General features: G+C 54.2%; 22 protein-coding genes and 1 riboswitch. Of the genes, 10 read left to right on the top strand and 12 right to left on the bottom strand.

Going from position 1 to position 25,053, the window contains the following annotated elements:
* Positions 1-62 precede the first annotated feature (62 nt).
* From AAFN83_RS04870 to AAFN83_RS04880, 3 genes are read right to left on the bottom strand one after another with little or no spacing between them, the layout of a single operon-like run.
* Positions 63-1,229: an ABC transporter permease gene (locus AAFN83_RS04870; protein ID WP_347767550.1), complete on the bottom strand. Its 1,167-nt coding sequence runs from the start codon at positions 1,227-1,229 to the stop codon at positions 63-65.
* Positions 1,216-2,361, bottom strand: a complete 1,146-nt coding sequence (locus AAFN83_RS04875) for an ABC transporter permease (RefSeq protein ID WP_347767551.1) — start codon at positions 2,359-2,361, stop codon at positions 1,216-1,218. The genes AAFN83_RS04870 and AAFN83_RS04875 overlap by 14 nt, the downstream gene beginning before the upstream one ends.
* Before the next feature lie 34 nt (positions 2,362-2,395).
* Positions 2,396-3,331 (bottom strand): ABC transporter ATP-binding protein, encoded by a 936-nt coding sequence (locus tag AAFN83_RS04880; protein ID WP_347767552.1) that lies wholly within the window; start codon positions 3,329-3,331, stop codon positions 2,396-2,398.
* 188 nt (positions 3,332-3,519) lie between these two features.
* Here AAFN83_RS04880 and AAFN83_RS04885 point away from each other — a divergent pair, with 188 nt between their 5' ends.
* The 4 genes from AAFN83_RS04885 (at position 3,520) to AAFN83_RS04900 (ending at position 6,651) form a co-directional block, all read left to right on the top strand.
* The gene (locus tag AAFN83_RS04885; protein WP_347767553.1) at positions 3,520-4,587 is read left to right on the top strand and encodes a sensor histidine kinase; all 1,068 of its coding nucleotides are present in this window, start codon (positions 3,520-3,522) and stop codon (positions 4,585-4,587) included.
* Positions 4,584-5,207 (top strand): response regulator, encoded by a 624-nt coding sequence (locus AAFN83_RS04890; protein ID WP_347767555.1) that lies wholly within the window; start codon positions 4,584-4,586, stop codon positions 5,205-5,207. Before AAFN83_RS04885 ends, AAFN83_RS04890 begins: the two co-directional genes overlap by 4 nt.
* Before the next feature lie 156 nt (positions 5,208-5,363).
* A complete protein-coding gene (locus AAFN83_RS04895) occupies positions 5,364-5,834 on the top strand; it encodes a MarR family winged helix-turn-helix transcriptional regulator (RefSeq protein WP_347767557.1) in 471 nt (156 codons plus the stop codon).
* Between the two features lie 4 nt (positions 5,835-5,838).
* Positions 5,839-6,651 carry an NAD(P)H-binding protein gene (locus AAFN83_RS04900; protein WP_347767559.1) on the top strand — a complete coding sequence of 271 codons (813 nt, stop codon included), beginning with the start codon at positions 5,839-5,841 and terminating at the stop codon, positions 6,649-6,651.
* 437 nt (positions 6,652-7,088) lie between these two features.
* Here AAFN83_RS04900 and AAFN83_RS04905 read toward each other — a convergent pair whose 3' ends face one another.
* The 4 genes from AAFN83_RS04905 to AAFN83_RS04920 all read right to left on the bottom strand — a co-directional run bounded on the left by AAFN83_RS04905 (position 7,089) and on the right by AAFN83_RS04920 (position 12,540).
* On the bottom strand, positions 7,089-8,519 hold the full coding sequence (locus AAFN83_RS04905) for a sugar porter family MFS transporter (protein ID WP_347767560.1): 1,431 nt from the start codon (positions 8,517-8,519) through the stop codon (positions 7,089-7,091).
* A gap of 253 nt (positions 8,520-8,772) precedes the next feature.
* Positions 8,773-10,110, bottom strand: coding sequence for an AraC family transcriptional regulator (locus AAFN83_RS04910; RefSeq protein WP_347767562.1), 1,338 nt, complete (start codon positions 10,108-10,110; stop codon positions 8,773-8,775).
* Positions 10,085-11,545, bottom strand: coding sequence for a sensor histidine kinase (locus tag AAFN83_RS04915; protein WP_347767563.1), 1,461 nt, complete (start codon positions 11,543-11,545; stop codon positions 10,085-10,087). The genes AAFN83_RS04910 and AAFN83_RS04915 overlap by 26 nt, the downstream gene beginning before the upstream one ends.
* Positions 11,542-12,540, bottom strand: a complete 999-nt coding sequence (locus AAFN83_RS04920) for a substrate-binding domain-containing protein (RefSeq protein ID WP_347767564.1) — start codon at positions 12,538-12,540, stop codon at positions 11,542-11,544. The genes AAFN83_RS04915 and AAFN83_RS04920 overlap by 4 nt, the downstream gene beginning before the upstream one ends.
* 193 nt (positions 12,541-12,733) lie before the next feature.
* Between AAFN83_RS04920 and AAFN83_RS04925 the strand changes: the two genes are divergently transcribed.
* The gene (locus tag AAFN83_RS04925) at positions 12,734-14,392 is read left to right on the top strand and encodes a formate--tetrahydrofolate ligase (RefSeq protein WP_347767566.1); all 1,659 of its coding nucleotides are present in this window, start codon (positions 12,734-12,736) and stop codon (positions 14,390-14,392) included.
* Between the two features lie 187 nt (positions 14,393-14,579).
* Here the strand turns inward: AAFN83_RS04925 and AAFN83_RS04930 are convergent, their stop codons facing one another.
* A complete protein-coding gene (locus tag AAFN83_RS04930; protein WP_347767568.1) occupies positions 14,580-14,939 on the bottom strand; it encodes a hypothetical protein in 360 nt (119 codons plus the stop codon).
* A 19-nt stretch (positions 14,940-14,958) separates the two neighbouring features.
* Positions 14,959-15,270 carry an MTH1187 family thiamine-binding protein gene (locus tag AAFN83_RS04935; protein ID WP_347767569.1) on the bottom strand — a complete coding sequence of 104 codons (312 nt, stop codon included), beginning with the start codon at positions 15,268-15,270 and terminating at the stop codon, positions 14,959-14,961.
* A gap of 317 nt (positions 15,271-15,587) precedes the next feature.
* Here AAFN83_RS04935 and AAFN83_RS04940 point away from each other — a divergent pair, with 317 nt between their 5' ends.
* Positions 15,588-17,060 carry an NAD(P)/FAD-dependent oxidoreductase gene (locus AAFN83_RS04940; RefSeq protein ID WP_347768247.1) on the top strand — a complete coding sequence of 491 codons (1,473 nt, stop codon included), beginning with the start codon at positions 15,588-15,590 and terminating at the stop codon, positions 17,058-17,060.
* Positions 17,061-17,136: 76 nt separating this feature from the next.
* Here AAFN83_RS04940 and AAFN83_RS04945 read toward each other — a convergent pair whose 3' ends face one another.
* A complete protein-coding gene (locus AAFN83_RS04945; RefSeq protein WP_347767570.1) occupies positions 17,137-17,976 on the bottom strand; it encodes a C39 family peptidase in 840 nt (279 codons plus the stop codon).
* A gap of 171 nt (positions 17,977-18,147) precedes the next feature.
* On the opposite strand from AAFN83_RS04945, the gene AAFN83_RS04950 reads away from it, so the two are divergent.
* Together AAFN83_RS04950 and AAFN83_RS04955 are read left to right on the top strand one after the other, a co-directional pair.
* Complete coding sequence (locus tag AAFN83_RS04950) at positions 18,148-20,061, top strand: LTA synthase family protein (RefSeq protein WP_347767572.1); 1,914 nt, start codon at positions 18,148-18,150, stop codon at positions 20,059-20,061.
* Between the two features lie 289 nt (positions 20,062-20,350).
* The gene (locus tag AAFN83_RS04955; RefSeq protein WP_347767573.1) at positions 20,351-21,064 is read left to right on the top strand and encodes a type 1 glutamine amidotransferase; all 714 of its coding nucleotides are present in this window, start codon (positions 20,351-20,353) and stop codon (positions 21,062-21,064) included.
* A 46-nt stretch (positions 21,065-21,110) separates the two neighbouring features.
* Here AAFN83_RS04955 and AAFN83_RS04960 read toward each other — a convergent pair whose 3' ends face one another.
* Both AAFN83_RS04960 and AAFN83_RS04965 read right to left on the bottom strand, forming a co-directional pair.
* Complete coding sequence (locus AAFN83_RS04960) at positions 21,111-21,716, bottom strand: hypothetical protein (protein ID WP_347767574.1); 606 nt, start codon at positions 21,714-21,716, stop codon at positions 21,111-21,113.
* 14 nt (positions 21,717-21,730) lie between these two features.
* Positions 21,731-22,306 carry a TetR/AcrR family transcriptional regulator gene (locus AAFN83_RS04965; RefSeq protein ID WP_347767575.1) on the bottom strand — a complete coding sequence of 192 codons (576 nt, stop codon included), beginning with the start codon at positions 22,304-22,306 and terminating at the stop codon, positions 21,731-21,733.
* 137 nt (positions 22,307-22,443) lie between these two features.
* Positions 22,444-22,637, top strand: a riboswitch (Lysine riboswitch).
* 260 nt (positions 22,638-22,897) lie between these two features.
* Between AAFN83_RS04965 and AAFN83_RS04970 the strand changes: the two genes are divergently transcribed.
* Both AAFN83_RS04970 and AAFN83_RS04975 read left to right on the top strand, forming a co-directional pair.
* Positions 22,898-24,286, top strand: coding sequence for an amino acid permease (locus AAFN83_RS04970; RefSeq protein WP_347768248.1), 1,389 nt, complete (start codon positions 22,898-22,900; stop codon positions 24,284-24,286).
* Positions 24,287-24,484: 198 nt separating this feature from the next.
* Positions 24,485-24,982: a C40 family peptidase gene (locus AAFN83_RS04975; RefSeq protein ID WP_347767576.1), complete on the top strand. Its 498-nt coding sequence runs from the start codon at positions 24,485-24,487 to the stop codon at positions 24,980-24,982.
* The last annotated feature ends 71 nt before the right edge of the window (positions 24,983-25,053 follow it).

Below are 25,053 nucleotides of genomic sequence, written 5' to 3' on the forward strand. Positions count from 1 at the left end.
GAATGGGACCCTATCGCAAGATTGGGAGACCCACCTTGAAGGTGTTTTTGCGTTGTTATTTCTTAAGCCTGGAGTTGCTTGCGCTTGCCCAGCATCAGGGCAGCGGACAGGAAGGCCGCAGCGAAGCCGATCTGAATCAGCATGTCATAGAATACCGGGGACAAGCTGGTCCAGTTGAAGCTGGTCAAGGTGCTGATGCGGGTATTGCCCTGCACGAACCAGTAGGTCGGCGTGAAGCTGGCAATGCGAAGTACCGTATCCCCAAGGAATTGTTGGGGCACGAACACACCACTGATGAAGGACGGGCCAAGGCCCACCACGTTGGCAATGGCACTCAAAGCATTGCGACTCGTAACCAGATTGCCGATCAGGAAGCTTAAGCAGGACATGCAGAAGGTAAAGACAATGGAATTTACCAGCAAATACGGCATGTTGCCCGTTAAGATCTCTTGGGGGCTTAACGCAAAGCAAGCTGCCGCAATAACCGCCCACGCGGCTATGGTATAGACCAGGTTAGCCAGAAATAGCTGCATGGTGAAGCTGCCGGCCGGAATGGGCGAGCAGAAATTCCGTCTTCTCAAATCCTTGTTGTGGAAAACCATCATAATCGCAGAGATGCCCAGGATCAGCACAGAGGTCAAGCTATAAGCCGTGTAGTTGAAATAGTTGGCGGCAAAGCTCTGGCTGAAATCCTTCTTGTTCTGAAATTGGGCCATGTTCACCGTGGTATTGGCGGCCATGTCCTGCTTCAGTTGCTCAGCCAGGGCTTCTTGGGTAATCCCGAGATTGCCTGCAAGGTGGAGGTTCGCCAGCTTCCAGTATTGCTGCACCCTCAGATCCACATAAGCATTATCCGTGGTGCCAGGAACAGTTGTTTTCTCCAGCCGAGTACCGCGATTTTCCAGAAAATCCTTGGTAAAGCCGGAAGGAATCCGCACAACGTAAGTCACATCCCGGAAAAACAGGGCGTCCTGCAGCTTTTCCTTGTCATCCGGAAGCTCCACCAGGGTGGCTTGTTCTTCCAGAACCTGCCGGAATCCCTCCACCAGAGGCGTGCTTTCTTCCGCCATAAACGCAATTTTCGCTTTGGAGGCAGAGAAGCCGGAGGCTTGCTCAGCCGTGCCAGACAGAGAGATGAGAGCGGCAATCAAAAGAAAGATGCCGATATACAAGGATATCGAAACCAGATTTTTCTTGATGATTTTCAGACATAGCTTAAAGACTGGCATACTTCCGCCTCCTGATTATCAGATAGGTTCCCAGACAGAAGACTGCAGCGAAAGCGCCCATCAGCCCCATGTTCAGCAGATAGCGGTCAAGCGTGTCGTAGTAGTAGAGGGAATAAAGGGCATCGGTCAGCAGGTTGACCGGATTCAGGTAAGACAGAATGGGCATGTACTTCATCACCTGGTACTTCATGTTCATGGCCATCATGCCCGCAAGGAAGGAGCCGATCATGATGCTGGTTAACAAAATGGCCGTTTTGGTGTTCTCGTTTTTCTTGAAAGCGGCGCTGATCAGAGAGCCGAAGGACAAGCCCAGAACGCAGCCCAGGAAAGCCGTAGCCAGCACATAGCCGGTTTTGGAGCCAAAGTCCACCTTCAGAATCTGGGTGACATAAGCAAGCAAAATCAGTATCTCGGCAAAATGGATGATGAGCGCACCCGTCATGCCTGCCAAGAATGCCTTGAACTTGTGGACGGGAGACATGTTCACCCTCATGGCGCAGTTGGACAAATCCGCTTGAATATCCGTCACTTCTTTCAGGCCCAGGAAGCTGCCATAGAAGCAAGCCATGGCGATCAGGGTGTAAAAGTAGTTCACGGACAGACTCAGAGGAGCGCTGCCAATCGGGACTTCCTTCATCAGATCAAGCTCATCGCTCAGCTTGGAGAGGATGCCATTTTGCAGAGCCTGGGGGTTGGTCTGAATGATTTCCTCTACGGCAGAGGAGGTCTGCAGGTATTGGTCTGCGAAGCTTTTCATGATGCTCTGGTTTATCCCCGAGCTCTTAACCGTAAGACTGACCTGATTGCCATCCGCCGTATAGTAGCCCACAATATCTCCGGCCTCCAGAAGCTGGTTCGCTTCCTCTGCTGTTACCGTGCGGGTCAGGTTGAAGATTCGGGAATCCCCCTCGGATACGGTATCCATCAATTGCCGGAAGAAGGAGTTATTCTTGTACGCATCATTCTCAATCACCGCGGCGGCAATCGGTTTAAACGACTCCGTCTTATCCAGATTGGAGAAGGCCATCTGGAAGAAGGTCCCCAGAATGAGCGGGAAGAACAGCGTCCAGAACATGAGCTGGCGGTCACGGAGCAGGCATTTCATTCGGGTAAGCATAATATGGCCGAACATAGTATCACTCCTTGTCAGGCTGCTTGGGCAGGGTTTAATCTCTCAATTGCTTTCCTGTAATCTCCAGGAACACATCATTTAAGGTAGGCAGCTCCGAATAAATCCGACCGAAGCTGATATTCCGGGTTTTCAGAAAATCGAGCACCTGCTCCAAATTGTTGCGACCTTTCCCCGATTTGATGCTCAGAAGCTTATCATGCCATTCCACTGACTCGATCCCCGGCAGCTTTCTCAGCTCTGCGAGATGTTCAGGCTGAGCGGCCGCGAAGGTTTCCACTGTAATTTTCTCACCCAGCGCGATCATTCCCTTCAGCTCCTCCTTGGAGCCGGTTGCGACCACCTTGCCTTTGTCCATGATGACGATTCGGGAACAGATTTGCTCCACCTCCTCCATGTAATGAGAGGTGTAGACAATCGTAGCCCCTTGCTCGTTGAGCTTCACGATCCCTTCCAGGATTTTGTTCCGGCTTTGGGGATCGACAGCCACGGTCGGCTCATCCAGGATAATCAGCTTGGGCTTATGGGCGATGCCGCAGGCAATGTTTAGCCGCCGGAGCAGCCCGCCGCTCAGCTTTTTGGGATAAAACTTCGTGAAATCCTCCAGCCCGACGAATTCGATTGCCTCGCGCACCAATCGCTTGCGTTCCGCCTTGTCGCGAATATACAGGCCGCAGAAGTAATCGATGTTTTCATAAACGGTCAGTTCATCGAAGACGGCAACATTTTGCATGATGATCCCGATATCCCGTTTCAGATCATAGGATTCCGGCTTCATGGGTTTACCGAACACTTCGATTTCTCCTTTGTCATACTTGAGCAGGGAGAGGATGCAGTTGATGATGGTGGTTTTCCCGGAGCCATTCGGCCCCAGCAGTCCGAAAATTTCTCCCTTGTGGACTTCCAGGGAAAGATGGTCCAGCGCCAGCAGTTCGTCATATCGCTTTACAAGGTTCTTCACCTTAATCACCATAGTAGTGGCCTCCAAACGTTATCATTGGCACTTCTCGTCTTCCTCTATCGTAGTGCAGCCGTCTCGATCCAGATAGAGTCAGATGTTAGAAATCGCTCATGACATTTGTCATGCTTTGCATTCGGCTCCTCCGAATTCATGGTAGAATGGTGAAGCTTGCTCATTACGATTCCTAGGATGACCCTCCCATGAATTTGACCGATAAATGCGTATTGTTTGGAGCTTGTCTTGCGGCTTACCTGCTGGAACCCCGTTTCGGCATGGATGTTGCGCCGATCCTCATCGCGTTCAGCATCAGCTGCCTCTTCAGCTACTACGAGCAGGGCAGGATGCCCCTCGTTCTTGGCAGCCTTTTTATGGGATGTTCTCTGGTTCTCCCAGGCCTCTTGTTCTTTATCCCTCTCATCTGCTACGACCTGTTTTACAGGGCTACCCAAAAGCTAGTCTTAGCTGCTCTGATTCCTATTCTGTGGCATATGGATATGTTTGATGTCACGATGGTATTTCCCTGTGTGTTGCTGGCGGCAGCATGGCTGTTGAGGAAGCGGACGACGACGCAGGCTGCTCTGCAGCGGAACTACAATCTCCTAAGAGACACCTCACGGGAGATGGCGCTGACGCTAAAAAGGCAGAACCAGGAGCTGTTGGAAGGCCAGGATGAGCGAATCAGCCTGGCTACCCTGAATGAGAGGAGCCGCATTGCCCGCGAGATTCATGACAATGTCGGGCATTTGCTCTCCAGTTCCTTGCTGCAGATGGGGGCGCTGCTCGCGGTCACCAAGGAACCGGACAAGCGGCAGCCTTTGCTGGATCTGAGAAACACCTTGTCAACAGCCATGGACAGCATCCGCCAAAGCGTGCACAACCTGTATGACGAGTCCGTGGATCTGTATGCTCAGCTTCAGGAGCTGACGGAACGGTTTACGTTCTGTGAGCTTCACTTCGATTACGATATCCAGAGCAACCTCGGCAAGCGGCAAAAATATGCCATCATCTCCATCGTGAAGGAAGCCCTGTCCAATATCGTGCGGCATTCCGATGCTACCTTCGTCAAGGTGGTGCTGCGAGAACATCCCGCTCTATACCAGCTGATCGTGACGGATAACGGAAGCGTCAAGGATCTGAACCTGGAGAGCGGCATCGGATTAAAGAATATGGAGACGCGTGTAGCGGCGCTGGAGGGGCACATGCATCTTTCCGTCAAGGAAGGGTTTGCGGTCTTTATCTCCATACCCAAAGGAGTGGACGAGGAATGAGAGTGGTGGTTGTGGACGACGACCGGCTGGTCACCGCCTCTTTGAAAACCATATTGGAAGCGGATGGAGGCCTACAGGTAGCTGGGGTGGGAAGCAGCGGTCTGGAGGCCATCGCCTTGTACCGGAGCTTGAAACCCGACATCCTGCTGATGGACATCCGCATGGAGGGGCTGACGGGCATCGACGCGGCGGAGATTTTGCTTCAAGAGGACCCGCAGGGCAAGGTGCTGTTTCTGACGACCTTCTCGGATGATGAGTATATTGTCAAGGCGCTGCGGATCGGGGCCAAGGGGTATATCCTGAAGCAGGACTTCGAAAGCATCGTGCCGGCGCTCCGCAGTGTCTACGGAGGCCAGCGGGTATTCGGAGACCGGGTGGCTACCCGGCTGCCGGATCTGTTAGGAGCGGGCTCCAAGGGCCAGGACTATGTCCGGCTGGGGCTGAACGAGCGAGAATGGGCCATCATCGTTCAAGTAGCCAACGGCTTGTCCAACAAAGAAATCGCCCGCGAGCTGTTCTTGAGCGAGGGCACTGTCCGCAATTACATCAGCGCCATTCTGGATAAGCTGGAGCTAAGGGACCGGACTCAATTGGCGATTTTCTATTTCAGGAGTTTCTAGGAGTCGCTTGGTGACAATGAATAACAGCCCTGCTGTGGAATCTATTCCGCAGTAGGGCTGTTTGTTATCCCTCCGAGCAATTGACAAGCTTGGTAGACTCCCGTATGCTTTGAAATAGTTAATAGCTTAACTATATCAAAGGGGAGCGTTGCCTTAATGGAAGAACTGCAAGAGTACGTTCTGCACTTGCCATTGGCGAATGAAGTGTTTTTCGCCCTGGTGGAGACCACGGCCAAGCTGGTGGAAGTCTCGGAGCAGGTCTGGCAATCCCATGGGCTGAACGGTGCCCGCATCCGGGTAATGGTTGAAATCATGAAGGCCGGAGGGACGCTGCTTCCGTCTGAGCTGGCTCAACGAATCGGCGTAACCAAGGCGAACATCAGCCTGTTGCTCATCCCATTGGAGAGGGACGGGTTCATTCACCGGGCTGTTCATCCACAAGACGGGAGAATGACGCTCATTTCCATCACCGAGGAAGGGAAAAGTCTGCTCATGCGGCATCTTCCAGAAAACCGACAGCGGGTCAGCGAGCGGATGCAAGCACTGGAGGCGCATGAGCTGAAACAGCTGTTGGTCTTGGTAAGCAAATTGAGGGAGTCTGCTCCCCGATTACCTGAGAAGGAGTGAGAGAATGACGATTGCCATTACAGGAGCCAGTGGACAGTTGGGCAGCCTTATCGTGGACCATCTTCTTCGAAGAATGCGGCCCGATGCGTTCATCGCTTGTGTGCGCTGTCCCGATTCAGCCGAACGTTACGGTAAGATGGGAGTTCCGGTCCGGTTATGCGATTATGACGTCCCCGAATCGTTGGAACACGGCTTCGAGGGGGTGTCGAAGCTGCTGTTGATCTCGAGCCCGCACTCCGACGATGCGGTTCGCTTGCGTCAGCATCAACAGGTCATCGAGGCCGCACGCAAGGCCAAGGTGAAGCATCTGCTTTACACCAGCTTCGCTTTTCTAGAGAACGGCTCAGGCTCGCCGGTCGAGCTGCATCGGGCAACCGAACAAGCCATTCGGGAATCAACCCTGTCCTATACGTTCCTGCGAAATGCTCTCTATATCGACTTTGTGGGTGCACTAGATCTTTCCGGCGCCCTCATGAGTGGACAACTCCGCGTTCCTCCCGGAAACTGGAGGTTTCACTCGGTCACGCGCTCGGATCTAGCAGAGGCTACCGCGATCCTATTGTCCGAAGAAGGACATGTCGGCAAAACCTACGAGCTCACAGCACCTCAAGCTTGGACCTTTGAGAACCTGGCCGCGGCCTTGTCCGTTCAAACGGGGAGGGAGGTAGTCGTTCAGGAGGATGCAGCCGTTCAGGGGTGGATCTATTCCTTCCTAAGGAGGATCGACACAGCCTCCGTTTCCCGTGACCTGGAACAGCTGCTCAACCATGCGATCCAACCGCTCGAGAAGAGCCTGACGCCTTTTATCAGGGCGTAGACGGGCGAGTGGGTCTAATGCTTCAAGGGATAACGATCTGGTTGATCACACCATTCAGCAAAATGTCCGTAACGGAGGCTTGCATTTCTTCCCCTTTGTCCTGTAGATACATCCAACTGTGATAAATCGCCTGAAAGGCACAGGATACAGTCTGAATATCGCAGGAAAAGCGTATGCCGTGATTAGCCAGAGACACCGCAGCATCCACATTCTGTTCCTGAAAAGCGGCCAACGGTTCCGTAGAAACTTTGCGAGAAATCCACTCTACGGTTGCCGAAAATGTTTAATACAATCCCGTTGAGGGAGCCGTGCTCCTTCATCCATTGACAAAAAACCAGCCTTGCCACGGAACGCACTCCGCAGCAGGGCTGGTTTTCATGATGGGATGGTTAGGTGGACAAGGTATGCTCTTGGCAAAGTTCGATTGCCAATGTTCCTTACGGACGCGTGATGCTTGGCTCGAGCGCTTCTTTGCGTTCGCGCTGCTCGTGCCACATGGCTTCGATCTCGTCTAGCGATTTGCCCTTCGTTTCCGGCACGACGCCGGCTGTGAACAGCAGGGTAAAGAGCGAGGCTCCGGCAAACAGCCAGAACGTTGTCGCCGGCCCCACGGATGCCAGCAGGGAGGGGAAGGACTGCGAGACGACGAAGTTGGCGGCCCAGAGGGCCATCGTGCAGACGGCGGTCGCGAGACCGCGAATGCGGCTCGGGAAGATCTCCGACAGAATGACCCAGACGACAGCACCGAGCGAAATGGCGAAGGCTGCGACATAGACGAGAATGGCGATCAGGACAAGCGGACCGGCGGTTTGCCCGGTATGGAAGGCATAGCCGATTACCGAGAGGCTGAGCGTCATGAACGCGGAGCCAAACAGAATCAGACGCTTGCGGCCCGCCTTATCGACTAGCCACAGAGACAGAACGGTGAAGACGAGGTTGGTGAGGCCGACGAAGATGGTTTGGGTCAACGAGCCGCTCGTTCCCGCACCGGTTTGCCGGAAGATCTCAGGCGCATAGTACATGATCGCGTTGATCCCGGTCACCTGCTGCAGGACGGCCATCATCACGCCGATCAGCAGGATGAACCGATGCTTGGAAGCGAACAGCTCCTTGAAGGTGGCATGGCCGAGCCCTTCTTCTTCCTTGAAGGAGGCCTTGATGTCGAGCACTTCCTGACGAGCCAATTCCTCGCCGTTAATCTTCACGAGGATGGGCAGTGCCTTCTCCGGCTTGCCGTGCTTGATGAGCCAGCGCGGGCTTTCCGGCACGATGAACAGGAGGCCGAGGAAGAGTACGCCGGGAACGATGCCGCAGCCGAGCAGGATGCGCCAGCCGGTCGTCTGATTCCATAGGTCATCTCCCCATCCGGTAATGCTGAATGCAAGCAGCGAACCGAGGAAAATGCCGGTCACCACTGCCAATTGGTGCATGGCCACGAGACGGCCGCGGTATTGGGCAGGGGAGATCTCGGCGTTGTACAGCGGGCACAGAGCGGACATGAGCCCGAGGCCCAGTCCCTCGACCATGCGGAACGGGATCAAGAAGGATAACGTTGGCGCAAGGGCCGAGAGGCCGATGCCAAGCGCGAAGAGAAGTCCTGCACCGATCAACACTTTCTTGCGGCCAAAGCGGTCGCCCAGCGAGCCGGCGAAGGCAGCGCCAACCGTGCATCCGACGATCAGGCAGGAGACGGTCCAGCCGAGCAGGCTGTTGCCCAGTGCAAAGCGTTCCTTCAGAAAGCCGTTCGCTCCCGACATGGCGGAGGTGTCGAATCCGGCGAGAAAGCCGCCAAGTGCAGCCACCGCTGCAATCAGCAGGACGAAGGTCATGTTCGGTCCGGAGGATGCTTGTTGGTTTTGGTGGTTCATGGTTGAAACCCCTTTCCGGTTGTACCGCCTGCAATGGAACAGGCGAGGTTGACTGATGACTTGAGTATAGCAAGCAGTTCGCTCTCACCGGCGTACGGAAACCAGCACGATCTTGTCAGATCCTCGCATTCCTATATTGCCGCAGAGAGGGGACTCGCCATTCCAGGAGGGCTAGCATCCTTTTGCTGTCGCAAACGCAAAAAAATCCAGACCGCGGGATCTGGATCAGGCGTTGGCAAAACGTGAACGCGACTTACCGTTCCCGCTCCCGATAGTCACTCGGGGAGACGCCGGTCACTTTTCGAAAAACCCGACTAAAGTAATTCGGGTCCTTGTAGCCGACGCGGAAACAAATTTCCTTCAAGCTCAGCTCTCCTGCCTCGATGTAGGCCTTAGCCTTCGCGATGCGGACCCCGGTGAGGTAGTCAATGAAGGTTTCGCCGGTGTGCTGCTTGAAGATTTTGCTGAAATAGAAGGCGTTGAGGTGCACCTGCTCGGCCACTTGATCCAGGGACAGGTCTTCGGGGTAATGGGAATCGATATACTGCTTGGCTCTGTCGGCTACGCTCGTCGCTTCCTGCTCCCGTTCCTGCCGAATTTGCTGAAGGGCATTGGCAACATAGAGCGGACTGGCGGCTGATGCATCCAGCTTATCCCGATTCTGTAGGAAGGCAGCACTCGCTTCCGAGGTCAATTCCCCGAACAAGCAGAGGGGCTGTTCCTCATGCGCGAAGGTGGAGGCGAAGACCGCCTCAAAATACGATTGATGCAAGCCGGCAGATCCCGCTTGGAGGGTACCCATGCCCACGTAAATGTGTAGCTGAAAAAGCTGATCGGCCTGATGAATCAGCCGATCGGCAAAGCGATTCACGTCCTTCATCCATTCATCCGCCGAAGGACCGGGCGGCTTGCGCAGGAAGAAGGCCATGTGGCGATGGAGGAGAGAGCTCGTTACCGAGCTGCCGAAGGTTTGAGCGAGCCCGTGGAAGGAGCGAAACAGCTTGCGATCCGGTTGAGTGATCCCATCGGCTGGGAAGGCCGCGACTACCGCCACGCCGCGGTCCAAGGAGAAGCCGAGCCAATCGGCAAACTGTCGGCCTTCCTCTCCCGGCTCCGGGCCTGTCATGAACAACAACGCCAGCTCATTTTCGATGAGCGGCATGACCTGCGACATCCGGTCGCGCAGCGTGAGCTTGTTCGCCCGCTGGTGCTTCTCGCGGTCGAGTTCCTCCCGAAGTCGGTGCAGGAGCGAGACAATCTGCTCCTGGCTCGCCGGCTTCACCAGGTATTCCTTCACGCCGAGTGACACTGCTTCCTGGGCATACGAGAAATAATCGTAAGCTGTTACGAGGACGAGCTTGGTCTCCGGCGCGCGGGCTTTGATCTCCCGCAGGGCCGCCAGTCCTGGAATACCTGGCATGTTGACATCCATAAAGACGATATGCGGCCGCAAGTCCTCCGCAAGCTCAATGGCGGCTCGTCCATTCTCGGCGTGGGCCACTTCGAAGGTATCGGAAAAGGAACGGTGGATGATCCACTCCAAGCCTTCCCGTTCCAAAGCTTCATCATCCACGAGGAGAATCCGGTACATGAGCATCTTCCTTTCCGTCAGGGGGGATTCGCAGGGTAATGGTGGTTCCTTGGCCAGGCGCGCTTGCAATGTCGACAAGATCCTCTCGACCGTATACGAGTCGAAGCCTCTTAAAGACATTGCGCGTTCCAAGCCCGGTAGAGGAGTCGGAAGGAAGCGGCATGTCCGCCTCTGAGTCGAGTAGAGCAAGCCGGGTTTCTTCTTTCATTCCGACGCCGTTATCGCTCACGGCCAATCGGACAGAGCCGTCCGACTCTCGGCACGCTTCGATTCGAATGACCGCGCCGCTCTCCATGGAAGCAATGCCATGAGCGAAGGCGTTCTCGACCAGCGGCTGCAGGAGCAGGGAGGGGATCGTTGCTTCCATCGCGGCATCCTCCAGCTCCAGCTCATACCGGATTCGGTCGCGAAAGCGAGCGTTCTGGATGGTCAAGTAGTCTTGAACGTGCTGCACCTCATCCCGCACGGTCACGAATCGATCAAGCGTTTGAAGATTATAGCGGAGCAGATGGGACAGCGAGACGATCAGGCCGCTCGTTTTCTCCGCGTTTTCCAGCAGGGCCAGCTTGGAGAGGACATTCAAGGTATTAAACAGAAAGTGAGGGTGGAATTGGCTTTGCAGCGCTTGAAGCTCCAGTGTCTTGACGTGCTGCTCCTTCTCATGAAGCAGTTTGTCCCGTTCGATTGAGCTTTGCAGCTCCGTGAGCATGTGACGGATGGAATCATATAGGCTCCCCAGTTCGTCGTTTGTCCGGCGGTCGGGCAACTGAACGGTCAAGTCTCCGTCCGAAACACGTTCGGCCGCGCGCATGAGTTCTGTTACGGGCTCTGTTACGCTTCGTGAAATCGTTATCGCTAGAGCGATGGTAAGCAGCGTTCCGAAAGCGAAAGCGGCGATCCCGTATGCAAACAATCGCTGATTTTCATTCCGCGCCTGCTCATACACAGGCTGGAAAAAGGCGAGCTCGGTATCCGTCAGCCGACTAGCTTCCGAACGGATGAAATCGGCTATGCGTTCCACTTCGAGATAACGGCTGAGCGCTGCGTCGCTCTCTCCGCTTCTGGCGAGTGCCAGGGAGTCCGTTATCGCCTTCGTCAGGGTTTCTGTCAAGTGAAGGTAGCCCGTCCGAATGGGAGAGGCAGCCGGGATCGTTCCCTCCTCGCGAAGCTGATCCCTTTTCAGCAGCAGCACTCGGTTGGCCTCGTTTACCGCCAGGACGGCTTCCTCCTGTCTGGGACTAAGAAGTGCGGAGTAGAGAGCCTTCAAGCTTTGATCCGCCGCTGTTGTGGTTTCCTGATAGAGAAGCACGCGCTGCAGGGTCAGGTTGTAGCTGTCTTGAATGCGGCTTGTGCTCTGAAACAGGAAGAAGGCCACGGAGTTCATCAGAAGGACGAGAAGAGGGAGAATGATCAGCAGGCGAGTCCGAATGGTCATGGCGCGAGTGCTCCTTTTCCAGCAGATAGGTCCTCTTTGGTGAGTACCTCAACGGGAGTGAAGGAAGTGCCTTTCACCGAATCTCCCTGCAATAGACGAGAAACCTGCTCGATGGCGACTCGTCCGATTTCATCCGGCTGTTGGACCAAGGTGAGCTGAAGCTTCCCTGCCGCAATGGCTGCTTGTGTCTCTGGTAGATCGTCAAACGCATAGAGCCGGAGATCGGTCCGGCCGAGCTGTTCCGCTGCATCCATGGCCCCCAAGGCATCCAGGGAGCTCAGTCCCACGATGTCCGTTACGTCGGGGTGCTCGGTGAGCAGAAGGCGGGTTTCGTTGCCTGCCTTGAGTCGGGAGATATCGGAGGTTAACACTTCAAGGATGCGCATCCCCGGATGGGTCGCTACTACGCTCCGCAACCCTTCCAATCGCTGTTTCTGGCTATCGCTCGCTCGGGTGCCGATGATGACGCCGATCACAGCTCGGTCGCCGGAACGTTCCGCTACCCATCGGCCCATCTGCTGTCCGGCCTTGGCATTGTCCGTACCGATGTAGGCGGCACGATCTCCGTTTGGCTCGTCCGCATCCAGCGTCAAGACGGGAATGCCAGCTTCTTTTGCCTGCTTCAGAAGAGAAACCGAACGAGCCATGCCCGTGCCTTGTACAAGAATGGCATCCGCCTTGGAGGCGATGGCCCGTTCCAGCAGGGTGAGCTGCTCGTCCGGATTGATGCGCAGCGGACCGACGTAATCCACCTGAAGGCCTTGCTCGGAGCCAGCCGCTATCGCGCTGTCGCCAATGCTTCGCCAATAGGGATTATCCAGCTCCTGTGCTACCAACACCACGCGGTGGAGCTGTTCCGTCTGCCCGGCTGTTTCCGGCCGCAATGGCTTCATCAATGCCTGAATACGCAGCGAGCTTAGGGCGAATTGCACGATGGCAACGGCAAACAAAACAAACAAAGGTATGGCGAGCCAAACCCCTCGGTGTTTTCTCATGAAAGCCTCCCGGTATCCAAGATGATGGCCTCATTATAACGAATGAACGGGTCGGGAGCCAATGGAACCCATCCGCCGAACGGTTGCCGAACAGCAAACGAAGGACCCGGAGAGCGGGGAATGTTATTGCGTTTTGCGGGAGGGGTTACTATAATGGACGGAAAGATCATCCATAGGAGCGGTGAACAGACTGATGAACCCGATTAAGGTGGCTGCGGCCAAGCTTGGATTGCAGGAAGACGATTTGGAGCTCTACGGCAAATACAAGGCAAAGATCGCCCCTGAGGTTTGGGAGCGGGTGAAGGACAACCCGAGCGGCAAGCTAATTCTGGTAACGGCTATGAATCCGACACCGGCAGGGGAAGGCAAAACGCTGACCACCATCGGCCTCACGCAGGCTTTGAACCATATCGGAGTGAAGGCAGCGGCTGCACTCCGTGAGCCGTCCCTCGGTCCTTGCATGGGCATGAAGGGCGGGGCAACCGGAAGCGGTATGGCGCAGATTGTTCCCGCGGAGGACATCAATCTTCATTTTACTGGGGACATGCATGCCATTACCGCAGCGAATAACCTGCTTGCCGCTATGATCGACAATCATATTCATTATGGCAATGGCCTCGGGATCAACCCGAATAAGATCGTTTGGAAGCGTGCCGTTGATATGAATGACCGCGCACTGCGGAATATTGTGATCGGTCTTGGGGAAGGCAACGGCCAGACACGCGAGGACGGCTTCGTCATCACGGTTGCATCTGAAATCATGGCGATTCTGTGCCTCAGCCTGGACCTTGCGGATCTGGAGAAGCGTCTCGGTCAGATGATCGTTGCGTACACTTATGACGGCCGACCGGTAACCGCGTCCGAGTTGAAGGCAGACGGTGCGATGGCTCTCCTGTTGAAGGATGCGATCAAGCCAAACCTCGTGCAGACCCTCGACGGATGTCCGGCGTTTGTGCATGGTGGGCCTTTTGCAAACATCGCGCACGGTTGCAGCTCGGTGGCCGCGACAAGACTTGCCTTGAAGACAGCGGACTATGTCGTGACCGAAGCAGGCTTCGGAGCCGACCTGGGCGCGGAGAAGTTCTTTGATATCAAGTGCCGCTCCGGCAACTTCACTCCGTCGGCTGCCGTCATTGTGGCAACCGTCAAGGCGCTCAAGTACAACGGAGGAGTTGCCAAAGACGCTCTGCAGGAGGAGAACCTGGATGCGCTCCGCAAAGGCTTCCGCAACCTGGAGAAGCACATTGAGAACGTTCGCAAGTTCGGCGTTCCCGTCCTCGTGGCGGTGAACCAATTCCAAAGCGACACCGAGGCGGAGTTGGCTGAGCTGCGCAAGCTTTGCGTCGAAGCCGGAGTAGAAGCTGAGCTGTCGCAGGTATGGGCGAAGGGCGGAGCAGGCGGAGAAGCCCTCGCCCGCAAGCTGGTGAAGCTGGCGGAAGCCGGCACCAGCCGCTTCCAATATCTTTATGAGCGAGAGCTTCCGGCGAAGGAAAAGATCGGCCGTATCGTTCGGGAAATATACGGAGGAGCGGACGCCGTCTTCGCACCGGCTGCTGAGCGGGCGCTCAAGAAATTTGCAGAGATCGGCTTCGGCGATCTGCCCGTCTGCATGGCGAAGACCCAATACTCCCTGTCGGATAATCCGAAGCTGCTTGGCCGTCCCGAAGGCTTCAAGGTCACCATCCGCGAGGTTCGGCTATCGGCAGGAGCAGGCTTCATCGTCGCCTTGACCGGAGATATCATGACGATGCCCGGGCTTCCGAGAGTTCCTACCTCAGAGAAGCTCGGTGAAGAGTTCAGCGAACGCATCCGCCTGGGTGCTGGAGCCCTGGAACCGGTCGCAACGGTGTAAATGGCTCATACCCTAGCGTGATCGTTTGACCTAGGGGACTGATTTTCATTTGTGCCCCCATTGATTCAAAACAAAGACGTGTTTGGATAGATCGGATAGGACGATCACCCCAAACACGTCTATTTTTTGCGCAGAACGATGTCCATGCTAACTCTTTGATGAAATGAATCGCTCTAGATGCTCTAGCCTATTCGTCATCTGACTCCAAATCCATATCCCGTTCCGTTTGATCACTAATTTCCCTCAGGGTATGTAACCGATTATCCAGATGCTCCAATGTCCATAGTTCGTCATTCGAATAGATGGAAAGCTGTGCACCCTCCGCCATTAAATCAGCGATAAGGCCTCGAAACACTGATTTTCTATCCATTCCTTGAATATCTTCTAGAACATCAAAATAATGCAAATCAAAGCCTACAACATATAGATTATTTTCTATACTGCTCTTTATTTGACCCACGGAAAGAGTGGGATCAAACTTTCTGATCAGTGAGATGTATTTTGCTATTTTCACGTCTTTTTCAACCTTCACTTGTACCAAGTTCATGAATTATCTCCTCGCAAGTTCACAATTCCTCAAGCTTCTCACGAACAGAGGCCAGCTTCGATTCCATGGTCGATGCCTTGTCTCTACGTTCATCAATGCGGATCGAGGTATTCACCCGGAGAGCGCCGCTTGCAAAAGGGACCTCGTGCATCCGCCGGACGACGGCGAACAGATCCTCCAGACTTCCTTCCAGAATGGTGCTCATCGGGGTGAGCTGGAATTTGATCGGCTCGGGAGCACTCTCCAACAGCCGATGAACATCTGCTACGTAGTGACTGACACTAGGGGATTCGGTACCAACGGGGACAATCGTAACTTCCATTAAGGGCATAACTCCGCGCTTCCTTTCGGTTGGACATGTTCTTTTTCCCAATTATACCTCGATTCGGATCAGGTGCCAAAGCAAATGACTGGAGTCGATGTTCAGGACATCTGAATCGAATTCTGTCGCCAAATCCGAACGATCATGGTTGACAACGCTCCATCGTTCGTTTATAGTGACTAGGGAAGAGAGAGATGAACACGAAACTCCCATTCCCAGCCTACTCTGCGGTACTGAACACGAACAAGTGTCAGCCGCGAGCTGGGTTTTTTGTTGTCTTCCATTGACCCTACTATGCGCTACAGAAGAATGAGAGGATGATCGAAGTGAACACTTATGATCTGATCGTGGTTGGCGCCGGTCCTGCCGGAATCTTTGCTTGTTACGAAATGACCTTGAAGGCTCCGGGGGCCAAGGTGCTCCTCATCGACAAAGGCCATGATATCCATAGACGCAATTGCCCGATTTTGCAGGAAAAGATTCAGCTTTGTCCGCCGCCTGCCGGCCGCAAGGAATTTGCCGGATGCCTGCCGGCCTGCTCGATTACGAGCGGCTTCGGGGGAGCGGGGGCTTACAGTGACGGCAAATTTAACATCACAACCGAGTTCGGCGGCTGGATGACGGATTACCTCGCTCCGTCGAAGGTGAAGGAGCTGATCCGTTATGTCGACGAGATCAACCTGGCCCATGGCGCAACGCCAGCGCTCACCGATCCCGGCACAGAAGCGGTACGGAACATTGAGCAGCGCGGGTATGCAGCGGGACTTAAGCTCCTGCGTGCTGAGGTTCGCCACCTGGGGACCGAGGAAAACCTGTTGATCCTTAAATCCATCTTTGCCTATCTGCAGGAAAAGGTGGAGATGCGCTTCAAAACAGAGGTTGAGGACATCGAGACCGTGAAGGAAGACGGCGTGCATCGGATAACGGGTGTGAAGCTGAAGAACGGAGAGAGCCTCGCGGCAAAAGCCGTCATGATCGCACCGGGCCGCGACGGAAGCGCCTGGCTGACGCAGATCCTCAAGAAACGCCGCCTGCACATGTACAACAATCAGGTGGACGTTGGCGTTCGCGTCGAGACGTCGGACGTGGTGATGCGCGAGATTAACGAGCATCTCTACGAAGGGAAGTTCATCTTCAACACGTCGGTGGGGACCCGCGTTCGAACCTTCTGCAGCAACCCGTCCGGTCATGTCGTCGTCGAGAATCACTCGGGTATCATGGCGGCGAACGGGCACTCCTTCAAGGACCCGGCGCTTGGCTCGGCTAACACGAACTTTGCTCTGCTCGTCTCGCATACGTTCACCGAGCCGTTCGACAAGCCCAATGAATACGCACGGGAAATCTGCAAGCGGGCGAATGATCTTTCGAACGGCGGAGTCATCGTTCAGAAGTACGGAGACATCCTCAAAAGCCGGCGTTCGACCGCCGATCGGATCAAGGAGGGTTTCCTGGAGCCTACGCTTCCCGAAGCCGTTCCAGGCGACCTCGGTCTCGTCCTACCTTATAATACGATGAAGAGCTTGATCGAAATGATGCAGGCGTTGGAAAAGGTAACGCCGGGGATCGCATCCGAACACACCTTATTCTATGGCGTGGAAGCGAAGTTCTATTCGGCGCGTCCAAAGCTGAAGGACACCTTCGAATCGGAAATTGGCGGTCTTTATTGCGGGGGAGACGGCGCAGGCATCACGCGCGGCCTCGCTCAAGCGGGAGCAGCAGGCGTATGGATCGCCCGCAATGTACTCGCGGTAGCAGGGAATGGCACTTCGGAAGCTGCTGTTGAAGCGGCAAGCCTGTAAGATCGAGGGAAGAAAAAGAACGCAAGAACACCGCTGCAACAGGGTGTCCTTGCGTTTTTTTTGATTCATGGGCAACTTAACGGTACGTAACGGATTGCTTGCCCATCTGCTCCCACGACTGAATGAAGAGCTTCCGGTCGATCTTCTTGTTCTTCGTGCCGTCAAGCGGATCGTTGACGTATAGGGAGGTTTCATCATACCCGGTGAGAACGACAGCATGTTCCCTCCAGGTAACCTTCACCGGTCCTTCTTTGGTCTTCCAGCTGACCCAGCTTGAACTGGGGAGAGGACCGAAGGAGCCGTTCGTCCAGAGCAAGACCGGTTTCCCGGCTGCTACTTGATCCAGAACGACTTCAAACGGCTTCCCCGTGAGGTCCAGGGATTGTCCCGGTGCAATTTTATCAATGACAGCTGCAATCGGCTCATGGTATACGCCAAAGCCTTTGGCTTTTCCGGTAATGTCGCCAACAAAGCCTTTGTGGGGATTCCCCCAGGAGACGATATTTCCCGCTCCGTCCCAAACCAGCTTGGCCGGGTCCGTATCCAGGAGGGTCGTCATCTCCATCTTGTCCGTCTTCAAGCCGGCATACAGCATGATCATGGTCAGGCTCGTGATTTCACAGCCGTTGAACAGCTCGGGAAGCTGCGAAACGATGGGAACATCGATTTGCGCCTTCTTCGGGAGCTTGGCCAGGTCAACGGTATCGTATGCTCCGTTTTGCGGAGAGGCTGAAGGGGAAACAAACGTCCCGGAGCTCGGGCCAAGGGCTGGCTCATCATCCTTCCGGATCGTGGGGGCAGCGGAAGCGGGAACAACCTGGCGCTTCCCCGGACTCCAATAGCTTTGAATTACAAATGCGGACAAGACCGTAAAAACCAAAAACAAGACGAAAGCTAGGGCCGCTTTGGAAGGCATCAATCGTTCCTCCTAAAAACGGTCGTGACGATATTTATAAATTTTTAACATTCGCTAGCGACCGGTGTATAATTTTGCTACAATTTTGTTTATGTGTTCGAACGATAGTTTACTATATCACATTTTCGAGCACATTTCTTTAAATCTACTAGTCAAAGGAGGGGGAGTGTCGTGTCTGAACTCACACGGCTCATACGCAAAAGCCCCTTTTTCATCGTAACGCTGCTCATTTTACTCAAGGCTCAACTGTTCCGCATCACGGTATTCTCCAATTTTTCACCGCTAGGCCTTCTGATTGACCTGATGAGCATTCTCTTGATTGCCAGTCTGATCGAGCTCATTCCATTCCGGCGAACCCGCCGCGTTCTATACGGACTCTACTGGCTGCTTGCCACGCTAGCCCTGCTCGGCGCAACGGTCTATTTCCGATACTTCGGCTCGGTCGCGACGTACACCACCTTGTTTGAGGTGGGCCAGCTTCCGGCTGTGAAAAACTCGGTGAAATCGCTCATTACGCCTGTCGAAGGACTTTACTTTGTGGATCTTGTGGTCATGGCTGCGGTCTGGCTATTCCGTCGGGGTCGAACGAGACGAAACACGTGGTCGTACAGCTTTGAACCGCAACGCGGTCCTTTTCGGCTTCCTTATCTGGCGGCCATATCCCTTCTCGTTGTTTCACTCCTGACCTCGGTATTCGTCCTGCGGGCATCGGCCGGGACGGCCAACGAATTGAAGCGGGCTGAACAGGTGGGCTTTGCCAATTACCAGGCGTCCATCCTCTGGAAGGATGTTGCGGAGAACGAAAAGCCGGCCATTGCCATGAAGGATATTCCAGCGGCCATGAAGGCAGCGGAACGCTCGACTGCCATTACCCGTCCGGGCACCTTTTCGACAATGTCGGGGGCAACTCCTGCTTATTTTGGCAGTGAAAAAGGAAAGAATCTGATCGTCGTCCAGTTGGAGGCAACTCAAAACTTCGTAATCGGGCTGAAGGTGGACGGACAAGAGATTACGCCTGTCATGAACAGCCTGGCGGGGGAGAGCTTCTACTTCCCGCAAGTGTTCCAGCAGATCGGTCAGGGCAACACATCGGATGCCGAATTTACATCCAACACGTCCATCTACCCGACAGCCGCCATTGCCATGTCCAAAGGGTATTCGGACCGGGATTTGCCGTCTCTGCCCAAGCTGTTAAAAGCTCAAGGCTATACGACGATGACCCTCCATCCGAACGAAGTCACCTTCTGGGACCGCGACAAGCTGTACCCAGCCCTCGGGTTTGACACGTACTACGACAAGCCCGCTTTCACGAACGATCATTTCAACAACTTCGGAGCATCCGACGAAGAGCTGTACCGAGTCGGCCTGGAGAAAATCCAGGAGGCTGCCGATCAGAATAAACCGTTCTACGCTCAATTTGTTTCCCTATCCAGCCACCATCCTTTTGAAATCCCGGAGGACAAGCAAGAGCTGAAGCTGCCGGAATCCCTCGAGGGCACGCAGCTCGGCCATTACCTTCAAGCCATCCATTATACGGATAAAGCACTGGGGACGCTCATTCAAGGATTGAAGGACAAGGGGCTTTGGGACAAGACCGTGCTCGTCCTGTACGGGGACCACTTCGGTCTCCAGCCGAAGGATAACGACCCCGAAGAGGTATCTGCCAAGCTGGGTATCAACTACCATTCGCAGATCAGCCGGTTCAACATTCCGCTTATCGTCCATGCCCCGGGCCAAGAGGGTAAACAGGTGGAACGTACAGGCGGCCAAGTTGATATCCTGCCGACCGTTGCCAATCTGCTGGGGCTCTCCTGGGTAGAGGATCAGTTCATTCCCTTTGGACGTGATCTACTCAACACAGACCGAAATGTAATCGGCATGCGTTACTATCTTCCGACCGGATCGTTCTACAACGATGACATTTTGTTTGTTCCAGGCACCGGCTTTGACGATGGGACTGCTTATTCGCTCAAGACGCATGAGAAGGTCGAAGACTTCAGTCAGTATAAGAGCGATTATGAGTACATCCTCGAATGGATGAAACTGTCCGACGAATATGTCAAGCAGTTGCCCAAACGCAAGTAACGGGTACCATCTCATGAATTTGAGCAAGAGCCTTCTTCTCCTCGAAACGCAAACCCGAAGCCCGGCTTCGGATGCGGATAATATCCGCGGGCCTCGAGGGAAGGGGGCTTTTTTCATCGGAAAGATGAAAACGTTACGATAGAACTGGGGCCGAGTGATTCCGTCTTCCAGATGTAACCTTTCCTCCCGTGAATCTTGACAAACTTGAAAACAGCAATCGGAAACAATTGTCGAGTCCCCTTGTGCGAAGTATGATGGAAGGAAATGAAAAGAGGAGAGAAGACGAACCATGAGGCTGCATTATCTGCAACATATCGCGCTGGAGAACCCAGGACACATCCTGGGGTGGGCTAAGAAGAAGGGGCACAATGTAACCCAGACCCGCTTTTTTGCCGGGGAGCCTCTTCCGCAGGTGGAGGATCTCGATTGGCTGATTGTCATGGGCGGTTCGATGAACATTTACGAAGAGGATCAATTTCCGTGGCTGGCGGCCGAAAAGGCATTTTTGCGTTCCGCCATCGAAGAGCACAAGCTGGTGTTGGGGATCTGCCTGGGTGCCCAGCTCCTGACCGACGTGATCGGCGGGAAGGTAACGGCGAATGACCAGCCCGAAATTGGCTGGTGGCCCGTTACTTGGTCGGAGGAGGCGAGGACAAGCCCGTTATTCGCTCATTTTCCCGAGAGCTCAACCGTTTTTCACTGGCATTACGACACGTTCAGCACCCTTCCGCCCGAAGCGAAGGTGCTCGCATCCAGCCCCGTCTGCCGCAACCAAGCCTTCCAGTACCGAGATCATGTCATTGGCCTGCAATTCCATCTTGAGAATACCGAAGAGCTGCTGGAAGGATACGTTCAGCATTTTGCCGGGGAATTGAATGGACGAGGTTACGTGCAGACACCAGAGCAAATTCTGGCGCAGCGGGATTATGTTGCTGAGAATAATCGATGGATGGAAGGACTGCTCGACAAGCTGGAGGAAAGCTGGAGCAAGAAATCCATTTGATCCGGGAGGGGCTCCGTGCAAAAGGCGACCTTGATCATCGGGGTTCTCAATCTTTCTTTTTCCCGAAATGAAGCATGGACAAGATTCCGATCGGGATAAAATAAACACACCAAAACATTAAAATATAGACCCCGAGGTCACTCGTGCTTGCGTTATCCGGCTGAAAAGCACTTGTCATCGGAGTGATCAGACAGCTCACAGCAAAGAAACCATGTACGAGCAGCAGCCCTTTCAGCCATCGATCTGTTCCAGTAAGGGCGTTAATCGTTAACCCCATAAAGAATGTTGAGAAGGACATCAAGGCGTAGCCGAGCATATCCCAATGAAACATAAGGCCGAATTGTTGGAAGTCCAACAGGGAAAGGGCTTCCGGAGAGAGCGGACTGTTTTGAACGGTCGACAGCTGGGTGAAATAAACGATCAAATTGCACAGGGCATACATCGAACCAAAGGCTAAAGCGCAAAGTCCAGCAACACGGGTATTCTCTTTACCATAATGAGCAAACGCGCTCGCCATCAGGATGAAGGTAAGGGCAATGACCAAGCTTGTCAGGTAACTCCAGAATGGAGATTCAACCAGCATGGACAGTGCAAAAGTGAAAACGGCGAACGCATTCAAACCCGACCCGATGCTCCCAATCTTATGGTTCATGGAAAAGCTCCTCTCTAGGGATTCGAAGGAATCAACGTCGAAACCAGTCTGGATAGAAACGCTCTGCGATCCTCCGGTTTGGTGAAATCATAGCCCAATCGTTCACGACAAGCATCGCTGCCGAGGAATGCGACCTGCATGACGGAGACGAGAAGAAAGGATAGCCACTGCTTCTCACTATCCGGCAACGTTTCGCGAATGGCATAGCTCAATCCCTGCTGGGTTTTCACGCTGTTGCTTTGGATGGAATACTCCTGCATGTCCCCGAGGATCGAAATCCGGGAAATCGCACGATTCTCAGTCAAGAAGTCAAACACCTGAGCGGCCCAATCCGTCAAACGCTCCTGGTCGCTTTCATACTGCGTCTGCTTGGGTTTAAAGCGGGAGACCACTTGCTCGATCACCCGTTGAACGCATTCCTGAATCAACAGCTCTTTGCTGCGAAAATGATAATTGATCAATCCGACTCCGACTCCGGCCTTTTCCGCTATCGCACGTGTGGTTACCGCATCCGGATGGCCGGAACTAGCCTCCAAGAGTTCCATGGTCGCAGAGATGAGCTTTTCCTTGACTTCGATTGACTTCTGCAAAGTTTCACCTCCTATAGTCTTCTAAAGAATTGAACAACGTTCAAAACAATGTTCAGTTTGATTATAGATTGCCAGAAGGTCACTTGTCCACTATAATGAGGAACGGACGACAATTGAACAAACCCCTCATCACAGACTGATGGGGTAGAGGTCGCGATTTTTAGGAGTAGACCGGTGGAGGCGCTGAACCGCCTGTGAAACCGGAGGAAAGGAAAAATCGCCGAAGTGCAGACAGCGCTCAGGCTGGCTGTGCTGGGGCCGTTTCCGACAAGGAACGGAACTGTCACATGGGGCTCCATCCAAGCTCTCCATGTGTTGTGCTATCTTCATGGAAGGTCTATTGATGCGGATGTGGGATGAATATGCCTAACCGCGGAACGAGAACCTCGCTTCCTGCGGTTTTTCTGTGTTTACCGCTTAATGCCCTTCCGGTTGCTGGCGCGGTCGTACCAAGACCCACCAACAAAAGGAGTGTTATTGCAAGTGAGCAAGTCAACTCAAACGCAACACCCATCTTCGCAGCATCCCCAGCCCGCACATGCAGGCTCAGCCGATGAGAACCGCCTCCGGCGGGGACTCAAATCCCGGCACATGACGATGATCTCCCTGGGGGGCGCCATCGGGACCGGCCTCTTCCTTGCCAGCGGAGGCGCCATTCACTCGGCCGGACCGGGAGGAGCTCTGCTCGCCTATGGGATTATCGGCATCATGGTCTATTTCCTCGTGACCAGCCTCGGAGAGATGGCCACCTACATGCCCGTCTCCGGCGCCTTCAGCACCTATGCCGATCGATTTGTCGATCCGGCCTTCGGTTTTGCCATCGGCTGGAACTATTGGTACAACTGGGCGATCACAATCGCTGCCGAACTATCCGCTGCTACGCTTATTATGAAGTTTTGGCTTCCGAACAGCTCCTCCTACGTCTGGAGCGGCCTGTTCCTCGTGCTCATGGTTGGATTGAATATGCTCTCCGTCAAAGGCTACGGAGAATCCGAATATTGGTTCGCTACGATCAAGATCGTCACGGTCATCGTCTTCATTATCGTCGGCATTCTGATGATCTTCGGCATTCTTGGAGGAGAAGCTGTGGGCTTCACCAACTTTACCATTGGAGACGCCCCCTTCCACGGCGGCTTCCTTGCGGCCCTTGGCGTGTTTATGGCAGCCGGCTTCTCGTTCCAGGGGACCGAACTGGTCGGGATCGCAGCCGGAGAGAGCGAGGACCCTCGCAAGAGCATTCCTCGCGCCGTGCGCTCGATCTTCTGGCGCATCCTGCTGTTCTACCTCTTGGCCATCTTCATCATCGCCATGCTCATTCCGTATACCAACGAAAACCTCGCCAGCGATGCGGTGCAGATGAGTCCGTTCACGATCCTGTTCGAGAAAGCCGGGCTTGCTTTCGCCGCATCGGTCATGAATGCCATCATCCTGACCTCCGTATTATCCGCCGGCAACTCGGGCATGTACGCCTCCACGCGCATGCTCTGGGTGTTGGCCAAGGAGAAGAAGGCGCCCAAGTTCCTGACCAAGCTTAACAAACGAGGCATCCCGATCTACGCCCTGTTGATCACGGCAGCCTTCGGCCTGCTCGCGTTCCTCGCATCCTTCTTTGGCGACGGCGTGGTCTATCTCTGGCTTTTGAACGCCTCCGGCATGACGGGCTTCATTGCCTGGCTCGGCATCGCCGTCAGTCATTATCGCTTCCGTAAAGCTTATGTAGCCCAAGGAAAGTCTTTGGACGATCTGCCGTACAAAGCCAGATGGTACCCGTTCGGGCCGCTGTTCGCTTTTGCGCTGTGCCTGGTGGTCATCGTCGGACAGAGCTTGTCCGCCATCTCCTCAGACGGGGTGGACTGGCAGCTGTTGATTGCTTCGTATATTGGACTTCCGATCTTCCTTGCTTTCTGGCTCGGGTATAAGTTCACGAAGAAGACAAAAATCGTCAAGCTGGAAGACTGCCGATTTGACTACGAAGAATAGAGGCTTTGCATGTTTTCAAGCTTTTATGCGGGGCAGATAGATTTCCCATGGAAGATTACGGAGGCGTGAAACCCCTTACGCCGCCTTGCTTTCATCGAGTTTTCAACATTTCCTGCTTTCGGTTGGCAGGGATTCCCGGTTCCAAACGCCCAGAATCCCTGTTAGTCTGATGCCAGACACCGAAAGGAGAGAGGAACATTGAACAACTCGAAAAAATTTGCTGCCTTGTTTCTTGCGACCAGCCTCGCCTTCGGCGCCGGCTCTATGATGACGGCTCCAGTGGCAGAGGCGGCTACGGCCACTTCTAGCACAACCGCTAGTAAAGCAATTTCCATTGCAAAGTCCTATCAAGGGAAGGTGCAATATCAATATTCGGTCCGCAATGAGAGCAAGCTGATCTTTGACTGCTCGTCCTTCACGCAGTTCGTCTTTAAGAAGGTCGGTATCAAGATTCCGTGGGGAGCTAACGCTCAAACGAAATCGGGTACGAAGATCACCAAAATTTCGAACCTGAAACCGGGTGACCTCGTTCACTTCAGCGTCAGCACGCCTGGCAAGATCGGCCATGTCGGCATCTACATCGGCAACGGCAAGTTCATCCACAACCTGAGCCCGAAATACGATGTTGTCATCAGCGACCTGTCCACCGGCAGCTGGAACAAGAAGTTCATCCAAGGAACTCGGATCATTAAGTAAAAGAAGATCATTCCGTTCAAGCGCTTCGCCTTTCCGCATTTGCGGAATAGGCGAAGCGCTTGTTTTCGTTT

The organism is Gorillibacterium sp. CAU 1737, assembly GCF_039888655.1.
Taxonomy (GTDB): Bacteria; Bacillota; Bacilli; order Paenibacillales; family NBRC-103111; genus Gorillibacterium.